At 47.7% G+C, this 25,728-nt stretch carries 18 protein-coding genes and 4 pseudogenes; 14 read left to right on the forward strand and 8 right to left on the reverse strand.

Annotated elements, in window-relative coordinates; translation table 11 throughout:
• Window positions 1–20: 20 nt before the first annotated feature.
• Window positions 21–1,814, reverse strand: coding sequence for an arginine--tRNA ligase (argS, locus tag DW083_RS05055; RefSeq protein WP_122331656.1), 1,794 nt, complete (start codon window positions 1,812–1,814; stop codon window positions 21–23).
• Between the two features lie 117 nt (window positions 1,815–1,931).
• A complete protein-coding gene (locus DW083_RS05060; RefSeq protein WP_115499209.1) occupies window positions 1,932–2,204 on the reverse strand; it encodes an HU family DNA-binding protein in 273 nt (90 codons plus the stop codon).
• Between the two features lie 187 nt (window positions 2,205–2,391).
• On the opposite strand from DW083_RS05060, the pseudogene DW083_RS05065 reads away from it, so the two are divergent.
• The 8 genes and pseudogenes from DW083_RS05065 (at window position 2,392) to DW083_RS05100 (ending at window position 10,307) form a co-directional block, all read left to right on the forward strand.
• Window positions 2,392–3,098: pseudogene (locus tag DW083_RS05065) on the forward strand (rhomboid family intramembrane serine protease).
• Entirely contained in the window at window positions 3,082–3,957 is an 876-nt protein-coding gene (locus DW083_RS05070; RefSeq protein WP_122331657.1) for a rhomboid family intramembrane serine protease, read from the forward strand. Before DW083_RS05065 ends, DW083_RS05070 begins: the two are co-directional and overlap by 17 nt.
• On the forward strand, window positions 3,954–5,075 hold the full coding sequence (locus DW083_RS05075) for an endonuclease/exonuclease/phosphatase family protein (protein WP_122331658.1): 1,122 nt from the start codon (window positions 3,954–3,956) through the stop codon (window positions 5,073–5,075). Before DW083_RS05070 ends, DW083_RS05075 begins: the two co-directional genes overlap by 4 nt.
• Before the next feature lie 88 nt (window positions 5,076–5,163).
• Window positions 5,164–6,735, forward strand: coding sequence for an ATP-binding protein (locus DW083_RS05080; RefSeq protein ID WP_122331659.1), 1,572 nt, complete (start codon window positions 5,164–5,166; stop codon window positions 6,733–6,735).
• A 16-nt stretch (window positions 6,736–6,751) separates the two neighbouring features.
• Window positions 6,752–7,240, forward strand: a complete 489-nt coding sequence (locus DW083_RS05085; protein ID WP_122331660.1) for a hypothetical protein — start codon at window positions 6,752–6,754, stop codon at window positions 7,238–7,240.
• Between the two features lie 20 nt (window positions 7,241–7,260).
• Window positions 7,261–8,889 (forward strand): flotillin family protein, encoded by a 1,629-nt coding sequence (locus DW083_RS05090; RefSeq protein ID WP_122331661.1) that lies wholly within the window; start codon window positions 7,261–7,263, stop codon window positions 8,887–8,889.
• A 507-nt stretch (window positions 8,890–9,396) separates the two neighbouring features.
• Entirely contained in the window at window positions 9,397–9,885 is a 489-nt protein-coding gene (locus DW083_RS05095; protein ID WP_122331662.1) for a DUF4373 domain-containing protein, read from the forward strand.
• A gap of 86 nt (window positions 9,886–9,971) precedes the next feature.
• Window positions 9,972–10,307 carry a hypothetical protein gene (locus tag DW083_RS05100; protein WP_122331663.1) on the forward strand — a complete coding sequence of 112 codons (336 nt, stop codon included), beginning with the start codon at window positions 9,972–9,974 and terminating at the stop codon, window positions 10,305–10,307.
• 131 nt (window positions 10,308–10,438) lie between these two features.
• Here DW083_RS05100 and DW083_RS05105 read toward each other — a convergent pair.
• Together DW083_RS05105 and DW083_RS05110 are read right to left on the reverse strand one after the other, a co-directional pair.
• Window positions 10,439–10,986: pseudogene (locus tag DW083_RS05105) on the reverse strand (DUF4468 domain-containing protein).
• 10 nt (window positions 10,987–10,996) lie between these two features.
• Window positions 10,997–12,001, reverse strand: a complete 1,005-nt coding sequence (locus tag DW083_RS05110) for a DUF4468 domain-containing protein (protein ID WP_122331676.1) — start codon at window positions 11,999–12,001, stop codon at window positions 10,997–10,999.
• A gap of 162 nt (window positions 12,002–12,163) precedes the next feature.
• Here DW083_RS05110 and secDF point away from each other — a divergent pair, with 162 nt between their 5' ends.
• The 6 genes and pseudogenes from secDF to hutH all read left to right on the forward strand — a co-directional run bounded on the left by secDF (window position 12,164) and on the right by hutH (window position 21,722).
• Window positions 12,164–15,178 (forward strand): protein translocase subunit SecDF, encoded by a 3,015-nt coding sequence (gene secDF, locus DW083_RS05115; protein WP_122331664.1) that lies wholly within the window; start codon window positions 12,164–12,166, stop codon window positions 15,176–15,178.
• Between the two features lie 172 nt (window positions 15,179–15,350).
• Complete coding sequence (locus tag DW083_RS05120; protein ID WP_122331665.1) at window positions 15,351–17,354, forward strand: urocanate hydratase; 2,004 nt, start codon at window positions 15,351–15,353, stop codon at window positions 17,352–17,354.
• Window positions 17,351–18,256: a glutamate formimidoyltransferase gene (ftcD, locus tag DW083_RS05125; RefSeq protein ID WP_122331666.1), complete on the forward strand. Its 906-nt coding sequence runs from the start codon at window positions 17,351–17,353 to the stop codon at window positions 18,254–18,256. Before DW083_RS05120 ends, ftcD begins: the two co-directional genes overlap by 4 nt.
• A 2-nt stretch (window positions 18,257–18,258) precedes the next feature.
• A complete protein-coding gene (gene hutI, locus DW083_RS05130) occupies window positions 18,259–19,509 on the forward strand; it encodes an imidazolonepropionase (RefSeq protein WP_122331667.1) in 1,251 nt (416 codons plus the stop codon).
• Between the two features lie 75 nt (window positions 19,510–19,584).
• Window positions 19,585–20,220 (forward strand): cyclodeaminase/cyclohydrolase family protein, encoded by a 636-nt coding sequence (locus tag DW083_RS05135; protein WP_122331668.1) that lies wholly within the window; start codon window positions 19,585–19,587, stop codon window positions 20,218–20,220.
• Between the two features lie 12 nt (window positions 20,221–20,232).
• Window positions 20,233–21,722: pseudogene (gene hutH, locus DW083_RS05140) on the forward strand (histidine ammonia-lyase).
• A 64-nt stretch (window positions 21,723–21,786) separates the two neighbouring features.
• Here hutH and DW083_RS05145 read toward each other — a convergent pair.
• From DW083_RS05145 to DW083_RS05165, 4 genes and pseudogenes are all read right to left on the reverse strand, one after another.
• Window positions 21,787–22,895 (reverse strand): annotated as a pseudogene (locus DW083_RS05145) (Mrp/NBP35 family ATP-binding protein).
• A gap of 36 nt (window positions 22,896–22,931) precedes the next feature.
• Window positions 22,932–23,690: a tRNA (guanosine(46)-N7)-methyltransferase TrmB gene (gene trmB, locus DW083_RS05150; protein WP_122331669.1), complete on the reverse strand. Its 759-nt coding sequence runs from the start codon at window positions 23,688–23,690 to the stop codon at window positions 22,932–22,934.
• A 17-nt stretch (window positions 23,691–23,707) separates the two neighbouring features.
• Window positions 23,708–24,229 carry an ORF6N domain-containing protein gene (locus tag DW083_RS05155; protein WP_115499192.1) on the reverse strand — a complete coding sequence of 174 codons (522 nt, stop codon included), beginning with the start codon at window positions 24,227–24,229 and terminating at the stop codon, window positions 23,708–23,710.
• A gap of 888 nt (window positions 24,230–25,117) precedes the next feature.
• Window positions 25,118–25,483, reverse strand: coding sequence for a type II toxin-antitoxin system HigA family antitoxin (locus DW083_RS05165; protein WP_122331671.1), 366 nt, complete (start codon window positions 25,481–25,483; stop codon window positions 25,118–25,120).
• Between the last annotated feature and the right edge of the window lie 245 nt (window positions 25,484–25,728).

The following is a 25,728-nucleotide window of genomic DNA, read 5'->3' on the forward strand; positions in this document are numbered from 1 at the left end:
TCATTTCTGTCGTCTGCGTATTACATTCTTTCCGGAACCTCGATACCTAACAGCGACATGGCCGACTTAACGACCTTCGCTACGTTGGCGGAGAGGACAAGGCGGAATTTCTTCACTTCCTCGTTTTCTTCGCGCAGGATGGAGAAGTCGTGGTAGAACTGGTTGTATTCTTTTACCAGGTCATACGTATAGTTGGCGATAAGGGCCGGGCTGTATTCCTTTCCGGCTTCACGTACGGTTGCTGCATAGTCGGCAGTCATCTGGATCAGGTTTTCTTCCTTTTCGGAGATGTTTGTCGTTGTCGGCAACTGTGCCGGCAGTTCGATACCCTGTTCGGCAGCCTTGCGCAGCACGGAACGGATACGGGCGTAGGTGTACTGGATGAACGGGCCTGTGTTGCCGTTGAAGTCGATCGACTCTTTCGGATTGAAAGTCATGTTCTTGCGCGGGTCGACTTTCAGAATGAAATATTTCAGGGAACCGAGTCCGACGATGCGGGCGATGTTTTCGGCTTCTTCCGGTGTCATTTCGTCCAGCTTGCCTAATTCCTGCGAGATTTCGCGGGCCGTATTCACCATTTCTTCCATCAGATCGTCAGCATCCACAACCGTCCCTTCGCGGCTCTTCATCTTTCCTTCCGGCAGTTCGACCATACCGTAGGAGAAGTGCACGAGCCCTTTGCCGAACTCGAATCCCAACTTGTCTAACAGGATGGACAACACCTGGAAGTGATAGTTCTGCTCGTTGCCGACAACATAAATCATCTTATTGATCGGGTAGTCGTCGAAACGCAGTTTGGCAGTACCGATATCCTGTGTCATGTAGACGGAAGTTCCGTCGGCGCGAAGCAGAAGCTTTTCGTCCAAACCGTCTTTCGTCAGGTCGGCCCATACCGAACCGTCTTCACGGCGGTAGAAGACGCCTTTATCGAGTCCTTCCAGCACTTTGCCTTTGCCTTCTAAGTAGGTTTGCGATTCGTAATAGATCTTATCGAAGTTAACACCCATCATCTTGTAAGTTTCGTCGAAACCGGCATACACCCAGTTGTTCATCATCTCCCAGAGGGCGCGTACTTCCTTGTCACCGGCTTCCCATTTGCGAAGCATCTCGCGTGCTTCGGCCATCAGGGGAGAAGCGGCTTCCGCTTCCTCTTTCGTCATGCCACCCGCTTCGAGAGCAGCTGTCTCTTCTTTCAACTTGTTGCTGAACAGAACGTAGAAATCGCCGATCAGGTGGTCGCCTTTCTTGCCGGCTGTTTCGGGAGTGACGCCGTTGCCCCATTTCTGCCAGGCCAGCATGGACTTACAGATATGGATACCGCGGTCGTTGACGATATTGGTCTTGACCACCTTGTTTCCGTTCGCCTTCATGATTTCGGACAGGCTGTAGCCCAACAGGTTGTTGCGCACGTGTCCGAGGTGGAGCGGTTTGTTGGTGTTGGGAGAGGAGTATTCGATCATCACTAACGGAGACTGTTCCGTTACGGGCACGATACCGTATGCCGGCTGGCTGTTAATATCATTCAGCAGATCGATCCAGCAGGCGCAGGCGACTGTCAGGTTCAGGAATCCTTTTATCACATTAAATTCGGCAACGGCCGGTTCATGCCCGATGAGGTATTCGCCGATTTCCTGCGCTGTCTGTTCCGGTGATTTCTTCGACATGCGGAGAAACGGAAATACAACTAAGGTCAGATGCCCTTTAAACTCTTTCTTCGTTTTTTGCAGTTGTACCTGGCTGGCGGCAACATCTGCGCCATACAGTTCTTTTATGCCGGCAATGATTGCACCGGTAATCTGTTGTTCGATAACCATATTCGTTCAGTATATGTTCGGATTTATTTTGCCCGCAAAGGTACGGGTTTATTTACAAATAAAAAAGGCATCCTTATGGAGGGTGCCTTTTCCTTTTCGTAAAAATGTAAGACTAACTTACTTAATGAGGTCTGCCAGTTCTGCACCTGCTTTAAATTTAACAGATTTGCGTGCCGGGATTTCAATTGGTTGTTTAGTCTTCGGGTTAACTCCTTTACGTGCGGATTTTTCAGCAACAGAAAAAGATCCGAAACCTAAAAGGGCAACTTTTCCACCTTCCTTTAATTCACTGGATACTGTTTCAACGAAAGCTTCAACAGCTTTTTTAGCATCAACTTTGCTCAAACCGGATTTTTCCGATACAGCACTGATAAATTCTGTTTTGTTCATGATGGTTTGAAAATTAATATATTAAACAAGTTTATTGATAGCCTGAAAAGTTGGTGTCAAATGTAATTCTATTTTAATATATCGCAAAGAAAAAAAGAGTTTTTTTTATTGATTTACTATGTTTTAGTGTTGTTTTGCCAGAAAACTACCAAAATATATTTACCTTTGTCCGTAAATTGATAAATATATGATGAATCAAAATAGCTCGGGATTTCTGAGTAGCATCCCGATGGTTACGAAAAACCTTATCATTATTAACTTGCTTTTTTGGGTAGCGAGTCTTGTTTTACCAAAGGTCGGAATCGACCTGGTCCAGTTGTTCGGACTGCACTTTCCGGGTGTGACGGATTTCTATCCGTTCCAGTTTATCACCTATATGTTCATGCATGATACCCACTCGTTTGCACACGTGTTTTTCAATATGTTCGGTGTGTATATGTTCGGGCGTGTACTGGAGAATGTCTGGGGACCGAAGCGTTTCCTTATCTTTTATATGGTGACAGGTATCGGTGCGGGGATTGCGCAGGAATTGGTTTGGCTCTATTCCGTTCACTCATTCGCAAGTGCCAACGGCCTTACGCTGGCACAGTTGGTTGCCGGCGATCCTTCGTTGAATTATCTGATTACGATCGGGGCTTCCGGTTCGGTGTTCGGTATTTTGCTGGCCTTTGCCATGCTGTTCCCGAATGTGCCGCTTTATCTGATGTTTATCCCGATTCCTATCAAAGCTAAATACTTCGTGATTTTTTACGGATTGGCCGAGTTGTTTATGGGCGTAGCAATAATGGCGGCGACTCTGTTGCACATTTCGCACACTTAGGCGGTATGTTCTTCGGTTATTTCCTGGTTCGGTATTGGAAAAAGAATGACTTTAACAATGGGCGATATTTTTAATCTCAAGCAGACCTTCAATTCCGGGAATATCCTGGCGAAGTTGATCTATATCAACGTCGGCCTGTTCGTCGTGATACGGTTGACGAGTGTGATCCTGATGCTGTTCAATCTGGGCGGATTCCCGTTCTTGCAATATTTGCAGATGCCGTCGTCTCCTGACCTGTTGTTGTACAGGCCCTGGACGATCTTTACCTATATGTTCACGCACTTCGACTTCCTGCATATCCTGTTCAATATGCTTTGGTTGTACTGGTTTGGTGGGCTGTTCCTGAATTTCTTCAGTGAACGCCAGTTGGGCGGCCTGTATTTGCTGGGCGGTATTGCCGGCGCGGTGTTGTTCCTGGTTGCTTACAATATATTTCCTTATTTCCGCAGTGTAGCCGCCTATAGCTATTTGATGGGGGCTTCGGCTTCGGTGATGGCGATTGTTTTTGCCGTATCCTTCTATCGGAAGGACTTGGAGATCGGCCTGTTCCTGATCGGAAGGGTCAAACTGATTTATCTGGCTCTGTTCACCTTCGTGATCGACCTGTTGGCCATTACTTCTACGAATGCCGGCGGCCATATCGCCCATATCGGAGGTGCCCTGTTCGGCATCTGGTTTGCCATGCGGATTAAGGAAGGAAAAGACCTGACAGCTCCGATGAACCGCCTGATCGACTGGGTGGTGAATCTGGGAAAACGAAAACCGAAGATGCGTGTGACTTATAAACGTGCGGAGACCGATTATGAATATAATGCCCGTAAGAACCGCGAAACAGCAGATCTGGATGCAATATTGGACAAATTGAAACGTTCTGGTTACGAAAGCCTCTCGGCCGAAGAAAAGAAAAAACTATTTGATGCCAGCAAGAAATGAGCGAGCGGTTTAAAGCGATCAAGATCCTGTTTAAGTCTGTAGTCGGAACAGCCAATGTGATAGTCATCCTGCTGTTCATCGCTTCGGCTTTCTCTGACAGGGTTTCACCGGATAGGAGTGTGTTTTTCTCTTATCTGGGCTTGGGATTTCCTGTGCTTTGCATCTTGAACCTATGCTTTGTCATTTATTGGCTGTTTCTTTGGGAATGGCGCTTTGTGTTGATCGGGCTCTGTTCGTTTCTGATCTGTAAAGGGCCTGTCACCCATTATTTCCCGTTTCATAATAAAGTGGAGGATGTCCCGAAAGAAAACGTGCTGAAGGTCTTGACATATAATGTGATGGCTTTCGGATATAAAGATCACTCCGAAGATTCGCCGAACCCCATATTAAGGTATATCGCCAACTCGGGAGCGGATATTGTCTGCTTGCAGGAATACGCAGTCGGGACTTCCGACCGGTTCCTGACAAACCGGAAAGTAGCCAATGCCCTGAAGATGTACCGCTACCGCTCGATTTTACCCGTCGGGAGATCCGGCACGCTTACCTTTAATATTGCCGTGTTTTCCAAATATCCGATATCCAAGTCCCGCAAGATCAAGTATGAAAGCTCGTTCAACGGTTCTTCCATCCATGAGCTGGACATAAACGGGAAGAAGCTGACCTTGATCAACAATCATTTAGAGTCGTTTAAGCTGACGACGGAGGACAGGAGCCATTATTCCGCTTTCATCAAAAATATGAATTCGGAAACACTCGACGGTCTGAAAAGCTCCATCGAGCAGAAGCTTGGCCCGGCTTTCCGGATACGCGCCCGCCAGGCAAGAGCTGTGGCCGAAGAGATTAAAAAGATCGATACGGATTACATATTGGTTTGCGGCGACTTCAACGACACGCCTATTTCTTATGCACACCGTGTGATTCAAGGTCCGTTGACGGATGCTTATGCAGCTTCCGGTCGTGGCGCCGGAATTACTTATAATGAAAACTTCTTTTGGTTCCGGATTGACAATATCCTGCATTCTGCCAATATAAAACCGATTAACTGTACAGTCGATAAGGTGCACTATTCCGACCATTATCCTTTGTGGTGCCTTTTACAATTGAAAATTGAGAATTGAGAATTGAGAATTTGTTAGATTTGCCATCAGGATATTCATAGAAAAGCGTATCTTTGTCTGTAAGGTGATTCAATTAAAATCCGTTATCATGAGCAACAAGATTTACCCTATCGGCGTCCAGAACTTCGAGAAGATTCGGAGAGACGGTTATTTTTATGTAGACAAGACTGCCCACGTCTACCAACTGGCAAAAAGCGGAAGTTACTATTTCCTGAGCCGCCCGCGCCGTTTTGGAAAGAGCCTGTTGCTGTCTACTTTGGAGGCCTATTTCGAGGGGAAGAAAGAACTCTTTGCCGGACTGGCCATCGAGCGGTTGGAAAAAGATTGGAAGCGCTACCCGGTTCTGCATCTTGATTTGAATGCCCGCCAATATGAAAATATAGGATCGCTTTTGGAAGAATTGAATAAATACCTTGAAATTTGGGAGCAGGCATATGACAGTCCATTCGGAGACCGTAAGCCGGAGGAGCGTTTCTTTCAGGTGATTCGCCGGGCTTATGAGAAAACCGGACAACGCGTTGTGGTTTTGATAGACGAATATGACAAACCCTTGTTGCAGGCAATCGGGAAACCGGAATTGCAGGAAGCCTATCGCAGTTTGTTGAAAGCTTTCTATGGCGTGATGAAAAGCGCGGACGGTTATATCCGTTTTGCGATGCTGACAGGTGTGACCAAGTTCAGCAAAGTGAGCGTGTTCAGTGACCTGAATAACTTGGAAGACATATCGTTTCGCCGGAACTATAACGAACTATGCGGTATCAGTGAACAGGAACTGCAAGACAACCTGGGAGATGAGTTACCGGAGTTTTCACGATCATTAGACCTGACGGAATCAGAATTATGTGACAAACTCCGCCGATATTACGACGGTTACCATTTTGCACCTGATACAGCAGTGGGCATCTATAATCCGTTCAGCCTGCTTCATGCCTTTAAGAACCGGGAATTTGACAGCTATTGGTTTGCGACCGGTACGCCATCCTATTTAGTGGAACTCCTGAAACGCAACCATTACGATTTGGACCGTTTGGCGCATGAAGAAACCGATGCTGAAACGCTCGACGGCGTGGATTCGGTCGATTCTGATCCGATCCCGGTAATCTATCAGAGTGGCTATCTGACGATCAAGGGGTATGACGCGGAATTTGGTATGTATCGGCTGGGTTTCCCTAATTTAGAAGTTGAAGAGGGGTTTGTCAAATATCTATTGCCCTTTTATACAAATGTCAGCGCTTCAAAAACGCCATTTGAAATCAGCCGTTTTATTCGGGAAATCCGTTCCGGTGATTACGATGCTTTCTTCCGTCGTTTGCAAGGTTTCTTTGCCGACACCCCTTACGAAACGGTTACCGGTTTGAAACCTGAGCGTGATACGGAACTGCATTATCAGAACGTCCTGTTTATCGTCTTCCGTCTGATAGGACTATATACAAAGGTGGAGTACCATACGAACCGGGGACGTATCGACTTGGTCTTGCAAACGGATCGTTATATCTATGTGATGGAGTTCAAGTTGAATGGAACGGCAGAGGAGGCATTGCATCAAATCAACGAAAAACAATACGGCCAAGCTTTTGCCGCCGATGGCCGGCAGATCATCAAAATCGGTGTGAATTTTTCATCCGAAACCCGTAATATCGAAAAGTGGGTAGTTTCCTAATTTAATTCAAGCAATCATGACAAGCACAATCTTTCTTACAGTAGCCATTGTTGCTACGGCAATCTTTCTGATCCAGTTTATAGTCTCCATCTTTTTTGGCGATATTGATACGGATGTCGATGCAGACCTCGGCAGTATCTTGTCCTTTAAGGGATTGACGCATTTCTGCATCGGAATGGGCTGGTATATGTATATCTCGCAAGGAACGGATATCACGTCGTATGCCGTCGGTATTCTGGTCGGCCTTATCTTTGTTCTGGTTCTTTGGTATCTGTATAAGAAGGCCTGGCAGTTGCAGAAAGAGAACAAGCCGGAGAAGTTGGAAGCCTTGCAGGGACGCGAGTGTACGATCTATACACACGACGGTGAACGGTACATCGTACAGGTCGCTGTCAACGGCGCTTTGCGTGAAATGGATGTCCGTTCGCTCGAAGGCCGGAAGTACCAGACCGGCGACCGGACTACGATCGTCAAGGTGGAACCAGGAATTATGTATATCCAATAAATAACAAATCTATTAGAATTATGACACAGGAGATGTTAATCATGATCGCTATACTGGTGGTAGTGGTCATCATTTCGTTTATCGGTATCCTATCCCGTTATCGGAAATGTAAGAGTGATGAGGTGTTGGTCGTCTATGGTAAGACCTCCGGGGAAAAGTCTGCCAAGCTTTATCATGGTGGCGCCGCCTTTGTATGGCCGATTATCCAGGGATATGAATTCCTTTCCATGAAACCGTTGCAGATCGACTGCAAACTGACCGGAGCTTTGTCTGCACAGAATATCCGTGTGGATGTGCCGACGACTATTACGGTTGCGATCAGTACCGATCCCGAAGTTATGCAGAACGCCGCCGAACGTCTGCTTGGATTGCAGGCGGAAGATAAGCAGAATCTGATTACGGATGTCGTTTACGGACAGATGCGTCTGGTGATTGCCGATATGACGATTGAAGAATTGAACTCCGACCGCGATAAGTTCCTGTCCAAAGTGCGTGAGAATATCGATACGGAACTCCGGAAGTTCGGTCTTTACCTGATGAATATCAATATCAGTGATATCCGCGACGCTGCAAACTACATCGTCAACCTCGGTAAAGAAGCCGAAAGTAAAGCGTTGAACGAGGCGCAGGCAAACATCGAAGAACAGGAAAAGTTAGGAGCGATCAAGATCGCCAACCAGATAAAGGAACGCGAGACAAAGGTCGCCGAAACCCGTAAGGACCAGGATATCGCCATTGCGGAAACCAAGAAACAGCAGGAAATATCGGTGGCGAATGCCGACAAAGACCGTATTTCGCAGGTCGCTATTGCCAATGCCGAAAAGGAATCGCAGGTAGCCAAGGCGGAAGCCGAGAAGAATATCAATATCGAGAAAGCCAATACCGAGAAGGAAAGCCGCATCGCCGAACTGAACTCCGATATGGAGATCAAGAAAGCAGATGCCGGGAAGAAAGCCGCCATCGGACGTAACGAAGCCGGCAAAGATATCGCCCTCTCCAATTCGGAGCTTGCCGTCACACAGGCGGATGCCGATAAGAAAGCCGGTGAAGCCGCTGCCCGTTCGGAAGCCTCGGTTCAGGCTGCCCGCGAAATAGCCCAGAAAGAAGTGGAAGAAGCAAAGGCTAAAAAGGTCGAATCTGCCTTGAAAGCCCAAAAGATCGTTCCCGCCGAAATCGCCAAGCAGGAAGCGATCCTGCAGGCGGATGCCGTAGCCGAGAAGACAATCCGCGAAGCCGAAGCACGTGCAAAAGCCTTGTTGGCGCAAGCCGAAGCCGAAGCTGCTGCCATCCGCATGAAGCTGGAAGCCGAAGCCGACGGTAAGAAGAAGTCATTGCTGGCCGAAGCCGACGGTTTCAAAGCGATGGTCGAAGCGGCCGAATCTAATCCTGCCATTGCGATCCAATATAAGATGGTCGACCAGTGGAAAGAGATTGCCGGCGAGCAGGTAAAAGCATTCGAACACATCAACCTCGGAAATATCACCGTCTTTGACGGCGGAAACGGTGCTACCGGCAACTTTCTGAACCAATTAGTCAAGACTGTTGCCCCAAGCCTCGGTGTCTTGGACAAACTGCCGATCGGCGAAACCGTCAAGAATATCATCAAGCCGGAAGAAAAAGGAAAGGACGAAAAGACAGCCGGTAAATGATGATTTAACGGTCTGTAGAGATGCACGGCTGTGCATCTCTCATTTCCATGCCCATGCATTTCCGATTCCATGCCCATGGAAAATAAAATCCATGCCTATGTATTTATACGTGTGTGAACATTATAAGGAAAAGTGATGTTTGCAGACGAATATAGCCTTTATTGATATGTTAACAAAGTGTAAAGAATGGGGCGTTTTCTATTTTTTACTTGACAAACGCTTTTTCAGGGCTTATATTTGTATTGTAATCATAACCGAATAATCGACTATGAAAACAGATATTAACTGAATTAATTAACTGCAAATCCAACATTTTACAACAATGAATTTTAATATCATGAACACAAAAAACAACGCTTTTCCTTATGCCGCAGGCTCTCTTTTGCCGTTGATTTTAATCAACGGATGAATGAATTCCCGGCTCTTGTTCCCGCGCTTGACGCGGGATCGCAGAAGAACATCTCTTATCAATCATCGCAATTCATAATTCAAAATTCATAATTAATCATGGCACGTCCAATCAAAAAAGGTTTAGATTATTTCCCTGTAGATACGAATATATTAAGAGATTTAAAGATCCGTCGTATAAAACGAGAATATGGTGCAGAATCATTCCTGCTGTATATGACAATTCTTTGTGATATTTATGCGAATGGTTACTATCTGGCGGCAAATGACGATTATTTATTCGATCTGTCGGAACAAGTTCAGATACCGGAAAGCAGGGTATTGGATATCTTGTTGTTAATGGTCGATGTCGGGTTGTTCGACTCTACTTTATTCGTGGAAAAGCGGGTTTTGACTTCTCTGTCTGTCCAGAAGCGTTATTTTCTGGCAAAGACCAAAAAGCCGGAAATGTTCGACAGCAAGGAGCGTTCATATTTATTAATGGGGGTTAATGAGCTGATAACCCCGGTTATCTCCCCCAAAACCCCGGTTATTTGCCCGGAAACTCCCCAAAAAGAGGGTTTAAGTACACAAAGAAAAGGAAAATAAAAATAAATACAAATCAAACTACACTCACTCCGTTCGTTCCGCAGGCGAGTGGGCGCGAGCAATGGGAGATTTGGAAAAATGAATTATTGGAAGATGAAGATTGGCGGGCATCCGCTGTCAGGCAATCCGGAGAAGGTATCGGGTTTAACGAGATGCTCCCCGGCAAGTTGAATGAGTTTTGCGATTTCATTGTTTCGAGCGGAGAACAAGATACTGTCGGACACAAAAAAGATTTTACCCGCCGTTTCCATTACTGGCAGTCGAATCATGGAACGAAGAAAAAATTGGGCCGGCCGGGAAACGGGCCGCGCCGGATGTCGAAAATCGAAGAAATAAACCGGGTCGGCGATGCTTCTCTTGAAATAGCCAAACGAATACTTGCCGGGAAATGCTTTTACGGAGGCAATGACGGGGCCGCTTAAGCGTTTTTTGACAAACTAAGAGCTATTAATGTACAGAAACTGCCGTTATGCGACATAAATCAACTCCGCTTCCGGAGGCTGTTGTAACTTTGTGGCATGAAATTGAAAAGCAACAGCCTCCATGAGGATTTTTATTCCGCTTCGTTCACCGCATCCAGGATGTCGGCGAACAGATTCTCTACAAAGAAAAAAGTAGCGTTGCAGAAGAGCTTCGGATCTTTGATTAGGGCGACCGTATTGCTTTTCCCGTTGTTGGCAATCACGCTTTCAGCTGAATAGGTCTTGAACTTTTTGTCGTTCTCCGGATCGTACTGGTAGACAATGTTGCCGACTTCCGCCGAATAGCTGTTGTCGTGGCAAGATATCTTCATCTTGTATTTGATGATCGTTTTGTCCGTATCGTTCAACAATAATTCGACTTTGGAAGAAACGTTGATGATCCCTTTGGACTTCTTGGAGTTGACATTCGACAGGAATACGTCTTTGCCGTAATTCTTTTTCGCCCACTTCTCGATGACGTCGAATATCTGGACCTGGTTCATATCTTTTACATGGACGGTGTCGCGATAGCATACTTTCCCGTCTTTCATCGGGCACATTCTTCGACTTCGCCCTTATGTCCCTGTGCCATAGTTAGCACAGGGAACATAATCAATATAAGGATAATCAGCTTTTTCATATAATCCGAATTATTTCATCCATACATTAATAATCTCTCCAATGACAGTCATCTGCTGCCCTTCGGCTGTTTCGCCCTGCTTGCGGCAGTCGATGATCAACCAAGCGTCTCCGCTCTCACCTTTCTTGAAGAAAGAGAGGCTGTAGGTGTCGTTGTCTCCTATTTCCTTATAAACAGGGCTGTCTTTGCCGATTGCGATGGAAGCAATCGATTTGCCGAACATATTGCCTGTGCCTTTCCAGACGGCAGATGTCTCTTTCGTATCCGGTTTGCCGGCCGGTGCAACCTGCATATCGCTTTCGGGCAACATTTGTAAGATGGTAGACGGCACTTTGTCGGCTGCAAAGGCTACATAACCTTCTTTTACCGGAACCGGAGCAACAGGAGTGGCTGCCGGAGCTGTTACTGGTGCTACTGGTGTTACGGTCCGTGCCGGAGCAACCGGTGCGGCCGGAGCTGTCTGGATGCCAAAGGCTGCCGATGCGGAAGCAAACATCTCGTCGACGAAATCGACTGTTTTGGTACGGAACTTGCCGTTGCCGCGGTTCAGCTTGGTCTTATCTTTATTTAAGCAATATTTGTCTGTGATCCATTCTTCGGCTGTATATTTTTCCGGTTCGCGCTGGTATGATACATTATATTCATAGCGGATACCGGCAACTTTCATGATCGCCTTTCCGTTTTCGCATTCCATTGTGACGCGATAGTTCATTATGGAACGGTCCAGCGACAGGGCTGTGTTCTGGAACACCAGGTAAACCTGTCCTACGGCAGCGATATCTCCTTTCGAACGGTCGGAATAGACGACGCGGTTGCCGTCTTCGCTGAAAAATCCGTTGGCCCAATCCAATATTCTGTCATATACTTCGTCTTTAGAAAAAGAGGAGGCGTTTATCTCTTGAGTAAATACGACTTTACCATTCTCTACGGGAACGGCTCCGGCCAAATACTTGGAATCATCCTGAGCCCAGAGAAGGCTTGGGATAAATAGTGCTAATAATAAAAGATGCTTCATGGTCATTATTTCTATGTTTTTTACGGGCAAAGATATATAATTGTGGCTGAAATAAACTAAGAGTGTGACAAATAAATTAATCTAATTACTGTTGGACAAAGAAAAAAAGGCTATATTTGCACCCTGTGAAAAAACGAATAATAACATAAACATAAGATTCAAATGCAAAACAAAGGATTTGTAAAGGTCTTTGCGGTGTTACTTACGCTTGTCTGTCTGTTTTATCTGTCATTCTCGTTTGTGACAAGACACTACAACAGTAAAGCCGCTGAGTATGCAGGTGGAGATCCGGTGAAAGAGAGTTCTTATTTGGACTCGTTATCTACTCAGAAGGTGTGGCTGGGCTATACGCTCAAGCAGTGCCGTGAAATGGAAATCAGTTTAGGACTTGACTTGAAGGGCGGTATGAACGTCGTTCTGGAGTTGAATGTGGCCGATGTGATTCGCTCGCTTTCAAACAACAACCAGGATGAGAACTTCAACAAAGCATTGGATTTGGCCTATGCGCACCAGGCAACAAGTCAGAAGGACTTCATTGATCTGTTTGCAGAAGAGTATAAGAAGTTAGATAATGGCGCCCGTTTATCCGCCATATTCAGTACTTTCGAATTGAAAGATAAAATCACTCCCCAGAGTACGGATGCACAGGTTGTCTCTGTGTTGAAGGACGAACTGAAGAGCGCTATCGATAATTCATTTAACGTATTGCGTACCCGTATCGACCGTTTCGGTGTTGTATCTCCGAACATCCAGCGTCTGGAAACAGCCGGTCGTATTCTGGTTGAACTTCCGGGTGTAAAAGAACCGGAACGTGTACGTAAATTGTTACAGGGTAGCGCAAACCTGGAATTCTGGGAAACATATAACTTGCCGGAAATCTACCAGCAGTTGGTTGCTGCCGATAACGTATTGGCAACTGTCCTGAAATCAGAAGATTCTGCTGCTGCTACGGAAAGCACAGACGCTGTCGCTGCTGAAACAACGGAAACAACAACAGCCGCCCCTGCTGAAACAACTAACGACGCAGACTCTTTGTTGGCTAAGATCGGTGAAGATAAACCTGAAACACAAGCTGCCTTGAGCCGGGAGGAATTTGCAAAACAGCATCCGTTGTTCGCACTTTTGCAGATCAACCAGTATAACGGTCAGTTGGCTTCTGGTCCGGTTGTCGGTATCGCTGACAAGAAGGATATTGCCAAGATCAATGAATACCTGAACATGAAGCAGGTAAAAGATATCCTGCCGCGTAACCTTTCTTTGAAATGGGGTGTTAAGGCGCTTGACGAAAAAGAACAGTATTTCTACTTATATGCTATCAAGATGACTAACCGTGACGGAACGCCTGCCTTAGGTGGTGACGTTGTTACGGATGCCAACGCCGACTTTGTTCAGCAGGCAGGTCGTTCGGAACAGCAGGTTAGTATGACGATGAACGCAGAAGGTGCCAAAGCATGGGCCCGTCTGACAAAAGAAAATATCGGCAAGGCTGTCGCTATCGTTCTGGATGATATGGTTTATTCTGCTCCGAACGTACAGGTGGAAATCACCGGCGGACGTTCTCAGATTACCGGTCACTTTACTCCGGAAGAAGCGAAGGACTTGGCAAACGTGTTGAAGTCCGGTAAGATGGCTGCTTCCGTACAGATCGTACAGGAAGACGTTGTCGGTCCTTCTTTAGGACAGGAAGCTATTAACGCCGGTGTTATTTCATTTGCATTGGCTTTGATCCTGTTGATGATTTATATGTGCGCATTCTACGGAATCATTCCGGGTCTGATTGCCGACGGTGCTCTGGTGTTGAACATCTTCTTCACGATGGGTATCCTTGCATCTTTCCAGGCTGTTCTTACTCTGCCGGGTATCGCCGGTATGGTGTTGACGTTAGGTATGGCGGTCGATGCAAACGTGTTGATCTACGAACGTACAAAAGAAGAACTTCGTGCCGGCAAGTCATTGGGCAAAGCTATTGCCGATGGTTACGGTAACGCCTTCTCCGCTATCTTCGACTCAAACTTGACATCCATTATCACAGGTATTGTATTGTTCTACTTCGGTACAGGTCCTATCCGCGGTTTCGCTACGACAATGATTATCGGTTTGGTTGCTTCTTTCCTGACAGCAGTCTTCCTGACTCGTATCGTTTACGAAGCACTGTTGGCTAAAGACAAACTGAAGAATGTGACATTTACAACCTCTATCACAAAAGATCTGTTGACGAATCCGAAGATCAACTTCCTGGCAGCTCGCAAGGTGGGTTATCTGATTCCTGCCGGTATCATCGTTTTAGGGGCTATCTCCATGTCGACGATCGGTTTGAACAACGGTATCGACTTCACGGGTGGACGTAACTATGTAGTTCGTTTCGACCAGGATGTGAAGACTGATGAAGTCCGTGATATGCTGGACGCACAGTTGGACGGTTCCGTTAGCGTTATCCAGATCGGTACTCCGGATCAGGTTCGTGTATCTACCAACTATAAGATTGATGACAGCGACCCGTCGGTTGACCAGGAAATCGAAACAAAATTGTTCGAAGGCGTTAAGTCACTGCTTCCGGCAGGAACGACACTGGATCAGTTCACCGGCCAGTATATCCAGAGCTCTCAGAAAGTAGGACCGAGCATGGCTGACGATATCAAGAATGCGGCTATCCTGGCAGTTATCTTTGCCATGATCTGTATGGCTGCTTATATCTTGCTTCGTTTCCGCGACATCTCTTTCTCTGTAGGTGCATTCGCTTCCGTAGCTGTAACAACTTTGTGTATCATTTCATTCTACACATTGCTTTGGAAGGTATTGCCGTTCTCTATGGAGGTTGACCAGACGTTTATCGCGGCTATCCTGACGATTATCGGTTACTCTATCAACGATACCGTGGTTGTATTCGACCGTATCCGTGAAACGATCGGTCTGTATCCGAAACGCGACCGCTACCAGGTGATCAACGACGCTTTGAACTCTACTCTGTGTCGTACGTTCAATACATCATTGACAACGTTGGTGGTTGTGTTGTGTATCTTCATCCTCGGTGGTGCTACAATCCGTAGCTTTACGTTTGCCATCTTGTTGGGTATCATTATCGGTACATATTCTACTCTGTTCGTAGCAACTCCTATCGCTTACGAATTGCAGAAGAAAAAGATCAATAAGAAAGCGGCTGCTGAGGCTGGTAAATAAGAATTTGTTGTGATTCGATATAAAAAGGCTGTTCCTTTCGGGGAACGGCCTTTTTTTGTGCTTCTAAACATAAGGTGCCCGGTTGGCAAGATGAAAGAGAATGATTATCTTGTAGGCCTCTTACATTGATAATTGCTTACATATTGTAAGCAACACCTTAAAAGATTATGTTATGGAAGTACGCCTGAGTAACCAATTGCCGGATTATCCTTCTTTTATCGCCGGTATTCGCCGCGCCCCCGATCGCGGCTATTCACTTACGCCTGCACAGACAGAGACTGCTTTGAAGAATGCACTCCGTTACATTCCGGAAGAGTTGCATGAAACGCTGGCTCCCGAGTTTATGGAAGAATTGCTGACCCGTGGCCGAATCTACGGATACCGTTACCGGCCGCAAGGCGACCTGAAAGCAAAACCCATAGATCAATACAAAGGAAATTGCCTGGAAGGAAAAGCCTTTCAGGTGATGATCGACAACAATCTTTGTTTCGACATCGCCCTTTATCCGTATGAACTGGTTACGTATGGCGAGACGGGGCAGGTCTGCCAGAACTGGATGCAGTACCGCCTGATCAAACAATATCTTGAAATACTGACGAACGAGCAGACGCTTGTGATCGAGTCCGGGCATCCGTTGGGATTGTTCCGTTCACGGCCGGACGCTCCGCGTGTCATTATCACCAACTCGATGATGGTCGGTATGTTCGACAACCAGAAAGACTGGCATGTCGCCGCCCAGATGGGAGTCGCCAACTACGGACAGATGACGGCGGGCGGTTGGATGTATATCGGTCCGCAGGGGATCGTGCACGGTACATTCAATACGCTGTTGAATGCCGGACGTAAGAAGTTAGGCATTCCGCAGGATCAGGATTTGCGCGGACATCTCTTTGTCTCTTCCGGCCTTGGCGGCATGAGTGGCGCACAACCGAAAGCGGCTGTCATTGCCGGCGCTGCCAGTATCATTGCAGAAGTAGACAGTTCCCGCATAGAAACCCGCCACTCGCAAGGCTGGGTGCAGTATGTAACCGCCGATAAAGCGGAAGCTTTCCGCATGGCGCAGGAGGCGATGCAGGCGAAAGAACCGATATCCGTTGCCTATCATGGCAATATCGTAGACCTGTTGGAATATGCCGAGGCGCAGTCTGTCCGGATCGACCTGCTAAGTGACCAGACTTCCTGTCATGCCGTTTACGAAGGCGGCTATTGTCCTGCCGGAATCTCTTTTGCCGAGCGTACGGAATTGCTTTCACACGATCAGGATAAGTTCTGCTCGCTGGTCGACGCTTCCCTCCGCCGCCATTTCGAGGTGATCCGGAAGCTTGTGGGGCGCGGCACTTACTTCTTCGACTACGGCAACTCGTTTATGAAAGCGATTTACGATGCCGGAGTGACGGAAATCTCCCGCAACGGCGTGGATGAGAAGGACGGCTTTATCTGGCCTTCATACGTCGAGGATATTATGGGACCGGAGCTGTTCGACTACGGTTACGGGCCTTTCCGCTGGGTTTGCCTGAGCGGAAAGCATGAGGATCTGGTGAAGACCGACCATGCCGCAATGGATTGTATCGACCCGACCCGGCGCGGACAGGATCTGGACAACTACAACTGGATTCGCGATGCCGAGAAGAACCGCTTGGTAGTCGGCACCCAGGCACGCATTCTTTACCAGGATGCCGAAGGAAGACTGAATATCGCCCTTCGCTTCAACCGCATGGTGCGCGATGGCGAAGTGGGGCCGATTATGCTCGGACGCGACCATCATGATGTGAGCGGGACGGATTCGCCTTTCCGGGAAACATCCAACATATACGACGGCAGCAACGTCATGGCCGATATGGCTGTGCAATGCTTTGCCGGGAATGCGGCGCGAGGTATGAGCCTTGTCGCCCTCCATAACGGCGGCGGGGTTGGCATCGGAAAGGCGATAAACGGTGGTTTCGGTATGGTGCTCGACGGAAGCGGGCGGGTGGATGAAATACTCCGTTCCGCCATGATCTGGGATGTGATGGGAGGCGTGGCACGCCGTTCGTGGGCCCGTAATGCGAATGCCCTGTCCACCAGTGCCGCCTTTAATGAGAAGTATGACGGCGGTTATCATATCACCTTGCCTTTTATCCCGAAAGAAGATTTAATTCAACATATTGTACGTACCTCTTTAAAACACAAATCATGAGTACTTGGAGCAAAATAATGGAATGTGTCCCCAACTTCAGTGAGGGAAGAGATCTGGCGAAAATAGAGAAGATAGTAGACAAGTTTCGCGCCAAAGCCGGTGTAAAGCTATTGGATTATAGCAACGACGAAGATCACAACCGCTTGGTTGTGACAGTAGTCGGCGAGCCGGAAGCCTTGAAGGACGCCCTGTTGGAAGCAGTCGGGCAGGCCGTGGAACTGATAGACCTGACGAAACATTCCGGGCAGCATCCCCGGATGGGAGCGGTCGATGTCGTTCCTTTCATCCCGATCCGGGGCTGTACGATGGACGAAGCGATTGCACTCTCTAAGGAAGTTGGCGAGAAGGTCGCCGCCCTCTATCATGTTCCTGTCTTCCTCTATGAGAAATCCGCTTCGGCTCCCCACCGTGAGAACTTGGCGGCTATCCGTAAAGGGGAGTTCGAGGGAATGGTAGAGAAGATCAGGTTGCCGGAATGGAAACCCGATTTTGGCCCTGCCGAACGGCATCCGACAGCCGGAACAGTTGCGATCGGCGCCCGTATGCCGTTAGTGGCTTACAACGTCAATTTAGGTACGGCAAATTTAGAAATAGCAAGCAGTATTGCAAAGAAGATACGTTTTATCGGTGGCGGCCTCCGCTATTGCAAGGCGATGGGAGTGGAGCTGAAGGAACGCGGCATCGTGCAGGTTTCGATCAACATGACCGACTATACCCGCACGGCTCTTTACCGTGCTTTCGAGCTGGTGCGCATCGAAGCCCGCCGTTACGGGGTTCCGGTTGTCGGAAGCGAGATTATCGGACTGGTCCCGATGGAAGCGTTGATCGACACGGCTTCCTACTATTTGGGACTGGAAGACTTTTCAATGAATCAGGTGTTGGAAGCCAGAATAATGGAATAGGTATGGACGACGAAAAGATATTGATACGAAACGCCTCGCAGGTGGTGACCTGTTCCGGATTCGAGGCGAAGAAAGGCGCGGCCATGTCCGATGTCGGTGTGATTGAAGACGGGGCGGTAGCCGTCTCGGGTGGTCTGATCACGCACGTAGGGCCGACCGAAGAGGTCATGAAACAGATCGATGCGTCGGAGTATCTAGAGGTAGACGCTTCCGGACGTGCGCTGCTTCCCGGCTTTGTGGACAGCCATACGCATTTCGTCTTTGGCGGTTATCGCGAAGAAGAGTTCTCCTGGCGGATGAAAGGCGATAGCTATATGTCGATTATGGAGCGGGGCGGCGGTATCGTCAATACGATGAACGCCACCAGACAGGCCAGTTACGACGACCTCTTCGGGGATGCGTACGATCGTCTCGACACGATGATGGATATGGGCGTGACCACCGTCGAAGGGAAGAGCGGATACGGCTTGGACCTGGCGACTGAGCTTATCCAGCTCCGGATCATGAAGGAACTGAACGACGAACATCCGCTGGATGTTGTCTCTACTTTTTTAGGGGCGCATGCTGTTCCTCCCGAATTTGCAGGACGCACGGATGCGTATGTCGATTACATAATAGAAGAAGTGTTGCCGCATATCCGCGAAGAACATTCCGTGACTTTCTGCGATGTCTTTTGCGAACAGGGCGTTTTCTCGATCGAGCAAAGCGAACGTCTGCTGAACGCAGCCCGTACACACCGTTTCAAACTGAAGCTCCATGCCGATGAGATCGTCTCTTTCGGAGGAGCCGAGCTGGCTGCCCGGTTGAAAGTCGTCAGTGCCGATCATCTGTTGCACATCTCTGATAACGGCATCAAGCGGTTGGCGCGTTCCGGCACGATTGCGACATTGTTGCCGCTTACCGCCTTCTCGCTGAACGAACCGTATGCCCCGGGACGGCAGATGATAGATGCCGGCTGTGCCGTTGCGTTGGCTTCCGACCTGAACCCCGGAAGCTGTTTCTCCTGTTCGATCCCGCTATTGTTTGCTCTGGCGTGCATCCAAATGAAGCTTTCTCCCGAAGAAGCTTTGACCGCACTTACGATTAACGGAGCGGCTGCTTTGGGACGGGCCAAGAAGATCGGTAGTATCGATGTGGGAAAGAAAGCGGATATGATTCTGCTGAAGTTCCCTTCTTATAAGTTTTTGCCTTATCATGTAGGCATGAACCTGGTAGATACAGTGATCAAAGACGGTGTTCTTTATATCGTATGATAGAATTGGTATTAAATCATCATTTACCAATGAAATGAAAATAGGATAAAATGTTTAATCTTAAATAAAAACACAATGCTTGCAGAATTGACAATTAAAGGATTCCTGGCCGAAACGGCAGGTAGCGCACCGGTTCCGGGTGGCGGAAGTATCTCAGCCCTTAACGGGGCAATCGCAACAGCGCTGACAGAGATGGTGGCAAACCTGACGATCGGTAAGAAGAAATATGCCGATGTGGAAGGCCAGATGAAGACAATAGCGACGGAAGCGGCCATTATCCGTGAACGCTTGATCCGTGATATCGATCGCGACAGCGAGGCTTATGATCGCGTGTTCGCTGCTTTCAAACTCCCGAAAGAGACGGAGGAAGAAAAGGCTGAACGCAGCCGGGTGATCCAGGATGCCACGAAAGAGGCCGCAATGGTTCCGATGCAAGTGGCAGAAGAGGTTGGATCGGTGATGGAAACGATTATATATGTAGCCCATAAAGGTAACCGGAATGCCGTGACAGACGCCTGTGTGGCGATGATGGCGGCGCGAACCTGCGTACTGGGTGCCTTGCTGAATGTCCGTATCAACCTTACATCCATTCAGGATGAAGAGTTTGTCAAACGGATGTCTGAGAAGGCCGACCATCTGGAAGCGGAGGCGATCCGGATCGAGAAGAAGTTGCTGGATTGGGTGAGAGAGGAATTGAAAATTGAGAATTGAAAATTGAAAATTATGGGAAATGTACATTATGTGGGAGCAGAGCCGCTGACGTTCGAACGTATCGAAGAGATACTGACCGGAAATATGAAGCTGGAACTGACCCCGGAAGTGAAGGAGCGCATCCAGCGCTGTCGCGATTATCTGGACCGGAAGATCGAGACGCAGCGCGAACCCTTGTACGGCATTACGACGGGCTTCGGTTCTCTGTGCAACAAAAACATTTCGCCCGACGAACTCAGCACCTTGCAGGAGAATCTGGTGAAGAGCCATGCTTGCAGTGTGGGCGACGAGGTGAGTCCGGTGATTGTCCGCCTGATGATGCTGTTGAAGGCGCATGCCCTGTCGTTGGGGCATAGCGGCGTACAGGTGATAACGGTGCAGCGCATACTCGACTTCTTTAATAATGACGTGCTCCCGATCGTCTATGACCGGGGCTCGCTCGGTGCATCCGGCGACCTGGCTCCTTTGGCAAATCTATTCCTTCCGCTTATCGGAGTGGGGGATGTTTATTATAAAGGAAAGAAAAGGGAAGCGATCAGTGTCTTGGACGAGTTCGCCTGGAAACCGGTCAAACTGAAGAGTAAAGAGGGGTTAGCCCTGTTGAACGGCACGCAGTTTATGAGTGCTAACGGAGTGTTTGCCCTGATGCGCGCTTTTGCCGTATCGAAGCGGGCGGATCTGATCGCTGCTTTGTCGCTCGAGGCTTTCGACGGACGATCGATCCGTTTATGGATTGCATCCAGCAGATGCGCCCTCATCCGGGACAGATCGAGACGGGCGACGCTTTCCGTAAGATATTGGAGGGCAGCGAACTGATCGGTCGGCCGAAGGAGCATGTGCAGGACCCGTATTCGTTCCGCTGCATCCCGCAGGTACATGGGGCGACGAAAGATGCGATCCGTTATGTCTCCGGTGTGCTGCTAACCGAGATTAATTCCGTGACCGACAATCCGACAATCTTCCCGGAAGAGGACAAGATTATCTCCGGAGGTAACTTTCATGGCCAGCCGTTGGCTATCTCGTTCGATTTCCTGGCAATCGCACTTGCCGAGTTAGGGAATATCTCCGAACGCCGTGTGGCACAGTTGATCATGGGGCTTCGCGGCTTGCCCGAATTTCTGGTGGCGAATCCTGGTCTCAACTCCGGCTTCATGATCCCGCAGTATGCGGCTGCCAGCATGGTGAGCCAGAACAAGATGTACTGCTATGCTGCCAGCAGTGACTCGATCGTGTCGAGCAACGGGCAGGAAGACCATGTGAGCATGGGAGCGAATGCCGCGACCAAGCTCTTTAAGATTATGGATAACCTGGATCATATCCTCGCTATCGAGCTGATGAACGCCGCACAGGGCATCGAGTTCCGCCGCCCGGCACGCACATCCCCGATATTGGAAAAGTTCCTGAAGGCTTATCGCAAAGAAGTCCCGTTTATAGACGAGGATATTATCATGTATCCGGAGATACACCGGACTGTCGCCTTCCTTAGGCGCTACACTCTTTGAATTATGAATTGTGAATTATGAATTAATACCGCTTGTCGTCATAATTCATAATTCACAATTCCTTTCATTTCTTTGTCACAACCACCCGCTGTGTTGGGTCCAGATGTTCGTTGCGATAGTCGATTTGCTTGACAACGTTTTCTGCCAATTCCTGGAATGCTCTGCCTGTGATGCTGTCCGGATTGAGGGCAACGGGCTTGCCGTTGTCGCCTCCTTCACAGATGCTCTGTACGATAGGAATCTGCCCTAACAACGGGATGTTCAGTTCTTCAGCTAAGCGTTTGCCGCCTTCCTTTCCGAACAGGTAATATTTGTTTTCCGGCAGTTCGGCAGGCGTGAACCAAGACATGTTTTCGACCAGGCCCAATACCGGCACGTTGATCTTTTCTCCCATAAACATGCTGATCCCTTTGCGGGCGTCTGCCAGCGCGACTTCCTGCGGCGTGCTGACTACGATGGCGCCGGTGATCGCCAGTGTCTGTACCATTGTCAGGTGTATATCGCTTGTTCCCGGTGGCAGGTCGATCAGGAAATAATCCAGGTCGCCCCAGTTGGCATCGCCGATCAACTGTTTCAGCGCATTGCTTGCCATTGCGCCGCGCCACAGAACGGCATCTTCCTTATTGACGAAGAAACCGATGGAGAGTAGCTTCACTCCGTAGTTGGCTGCCGGTTCGATCAGTTCGCGGTTACCCACTTCCACCATATAGGGGCGGGCTTCTTCCACATTGAACATCTTAGGCTGTGAAGGGCCGAAGATATCGGCATCCAACAACCCGACCTTATAGCTTGCAAGGCCAATGCGACAGCCAGGTTTGCTGCAACCGTACTTTTACCTACGCCTCCCTTGCCGGAAGATACGGCAATGATGTTCTTGACTTCCGGCAGCAGCTTGTCCGGTTCAGGACGCGCTAACTGTTTAGCCTCTACGGTGATATTGCCTTTGATCTCGACCTCTTCGCCTACATACGTGAGGATCGCTGTTTCGGCTGCTTTGACCACCGACTTGATAAACGGATCGTTCGGCTTCTCGAAAAGGAGTGAGAAGCTCACCTTATTGCCGTCAATCCGTATGTTGTCTTCTACCATGCCCATTGAAACCAGGTCTTTCCCTGTTCCCGGGTAACGCACCTTTGCCAGTGCGTCCATGATTAGTTTGGGATATATTGCCATGTTGGGAATTATGAATTATGAGTTATAAATTATACTTTATTTGCCGGAGGCTAATGCGCTCCGCTTGCTGCGGTTGAAACTGCGGTAGGGATCGTATTCGATCTCCACTTCCGGTTCGACCAGTTGCTCCCGTTCTTCACAAACAAACTTGATGTATTTGATGTTCAGGCCGCGATCCAGCCATTGCTGTTCGTAATACGTTTTGATGGAGAGGATATCGTCTACCAGGTCCGAATGATAGAGGTCGTCGGTGCTGAACAGTACTGGATAGTGGTTCGCCTTTACCATTTCCGCGGTGTAGGTGTACATGAAGTTGCTGTCTGTTTTCAGGTGGACGATGCCGTCGCCGGCCAGTATCTCGCGGTACATCTTCATAAAGCGGGTGGAGGTAAGGCGTTTGTTCACCTTTTTCATTTGCGGATCAGGGAAGGTCAGCCATATCTCGGCCACCTCTCCGGCTGCAAAAAAGCTGGCGATCAGTTCGATGCTGGTGCGCAGGAACGCCACGTTCGTCATGCCTGCTTCAAGCGATTCTTTCGCTCCCGTCCACATACGTGCGCCTTTGATATCGACACCGATAAAGTTCTTCTCCGGAAACAATCTGCCGAGCCCGACCGTATATTCGCCTTTCCCGCAACCGAGTTCAAGCACGATAGGATTGTTATTCTTAAAGAACCGTTCATGCCAGTGCCCTTTCAGCTCGAAACCCTTTTCCTGAAGTACGGCAAACGGATATTGAAATACATGGGGATAAGCCGCCATGTCGTCAAACTTTGCTAATTTATTCTTTCCCATGCTGCAAAGATAATACTTTATTTTTTCGGGATGACAAATCCTACAGGGTTGCGTGGTTTATCCAATTGTTTTTGTTTGGATGCCATTTCGTTTAATATATCATAGATATCAGCGATCTGAAGGTTTGTATCAAGCATAAATTGATCCAGTTGCTTTTTTATTTCCGCATAGCCAGTTGTCAGTTCGCGAAGCATGACAAAGGCCCGCATGATGCCGATATTGATTTCAATTGCTTTTTTGCTTTTTAGGATAGAAGACAACATCGCTACTCCCTGTTCGGTAAAAGCGAAAGGTAGACTACTCCCTAAATTGTAATTGGGGGGTATCACAGATTGTGATACCCCTATGTGTATCATTTCGTTAGCCTCTTTATTTGTTAACTGGAACATAAAATCCGGAGGAAACCGGTCCATATTTCGGCGAACAGCTTGTTTTAGAGCTCTGTTTTCAACTTCATATAGTTCGGCAAGATGAAAGTCTATCATCACTCTATATCCCCTGATCTCGAAAATCTTTTGTTGTATTAGTTGTAATTCCATAGCTAAGATTGTTTATTGTTAATGGATTGACAAATATAAGGAAATCTATCGGATATCAAAGGACGACTTATCACTTTTTACCCATCTTTGCGATGTACTCGCCGAAGAATATATCCCGGTAGTTGTTGTTGTGAATAGGAGGGTGATAAGAATGAATAAAATTGTACGGAGCATAAGTATATTTTTTTATGATTATGCGGCGAAGATACACTTGGTAATAAAGCCCTTTTCCCATTATAGACGAAACCGCTTTTCCGGTAGATGGAATTATCTCTGCCGTCGACGAGTGTTCGGGGGGGCTTATTGTATAAAACGTATTTTCCCGGCTCGAAAGACATCCGAAACAAAACAAATGTTAATCCGCTTTTTTGACCTCAAAAAGGGACTTTTTCCTCTTTTTTGAGTGTTTTCCCAAATTACGACCGTCCTCTTTGCCATTACGCGTGCTAATATGTAGTGCACTCGGCACCTCGCGAAGATTAGCACGGTCGTAATGGCGATTTGGACGGTCGTAATTGGAAAGAGGACCGTCTTTAGGGCAAAAAAAGCACCTGAATTTCCTTGAGATATTTGGGACGCCGTCCGTTTTATTTTCAAATATTCGATTCTCCGGGAGTTAAGGTTTATCACTTTGCCGGCGTTTCCGGTTTCTGGCAAACAAATTGCACGCTTTTCGAAACGGGCTGCGCACCTCATTTTTCCTATTGTTAGAAAGGGGAGTTTAAAACGTGAAAAGAGTCAATCCAAAATCGATCAAGATTTCAGACGAAATAGAAAAACGTCCGAAATGGGGGTTATTGTAATTATTAAGTTAGAAGACCTTGATAAAAAGATTTCCTATTTGCACCCAAAAGAGGGAACAAATCGCGATTCATCTATTCAAAGAAATTAAACTCCCAACACAATGTTTGCATCAATATCCAGCTTTCGGCTCAACTCCCGGGCAACCTTCAATGTTGGTTCACACCTTCCTGTAAGATAGTCACTAATACGAGAAGGACTAACTCCAAGCAGATCTGATAATTTAGCTTGGTTTATTCCCATCTCATACATCCGCAATTTTATCACATCTACTAAAGAAGGTGCCTTTATTGGAAAATATTCATCTTCATACTCTTCCACAAGACCTGACAACAAATCGAGCTCTATCAGATTCTTATCAGTCAATGGTGTATCATCGTCAACTAAAGGAAGAAGTTCTTCTATTCTTTCCATTGTAGCTTTATAAACTGTTTCATTCTGAATCTTTGCCATATCTAAACATTTTTAGCATCAATACTATCATAATCCACATGAGTGCCAATAAAACGGATTGGACTGACAAGATAAGTATTATTCTTCAATAGCTAAATCCGAATTACTAAGATTTAAATATATAATCCCTCAATGAGTGCTTTTTTCATCCAGGCTCAACATCCGATATCGATGTCACTGAAATATAAATATTTTTTCCACACGAATTATTGTCATATCTTTGTGCCGTCAATAAACAAGGGATT

The sequence above is a fragment of the Parabacteroides sp. AF48-14 genome (assembly GCF_003477465.1).
In the GTDB taxonomy this organism is placed as follows: domain Bacteria; phylum Bacteroidota; class Bacteroidia; order Bacteroidales; family Tannerellaceae; genus Parabacteroides; species Parabacteroides acidifaciens.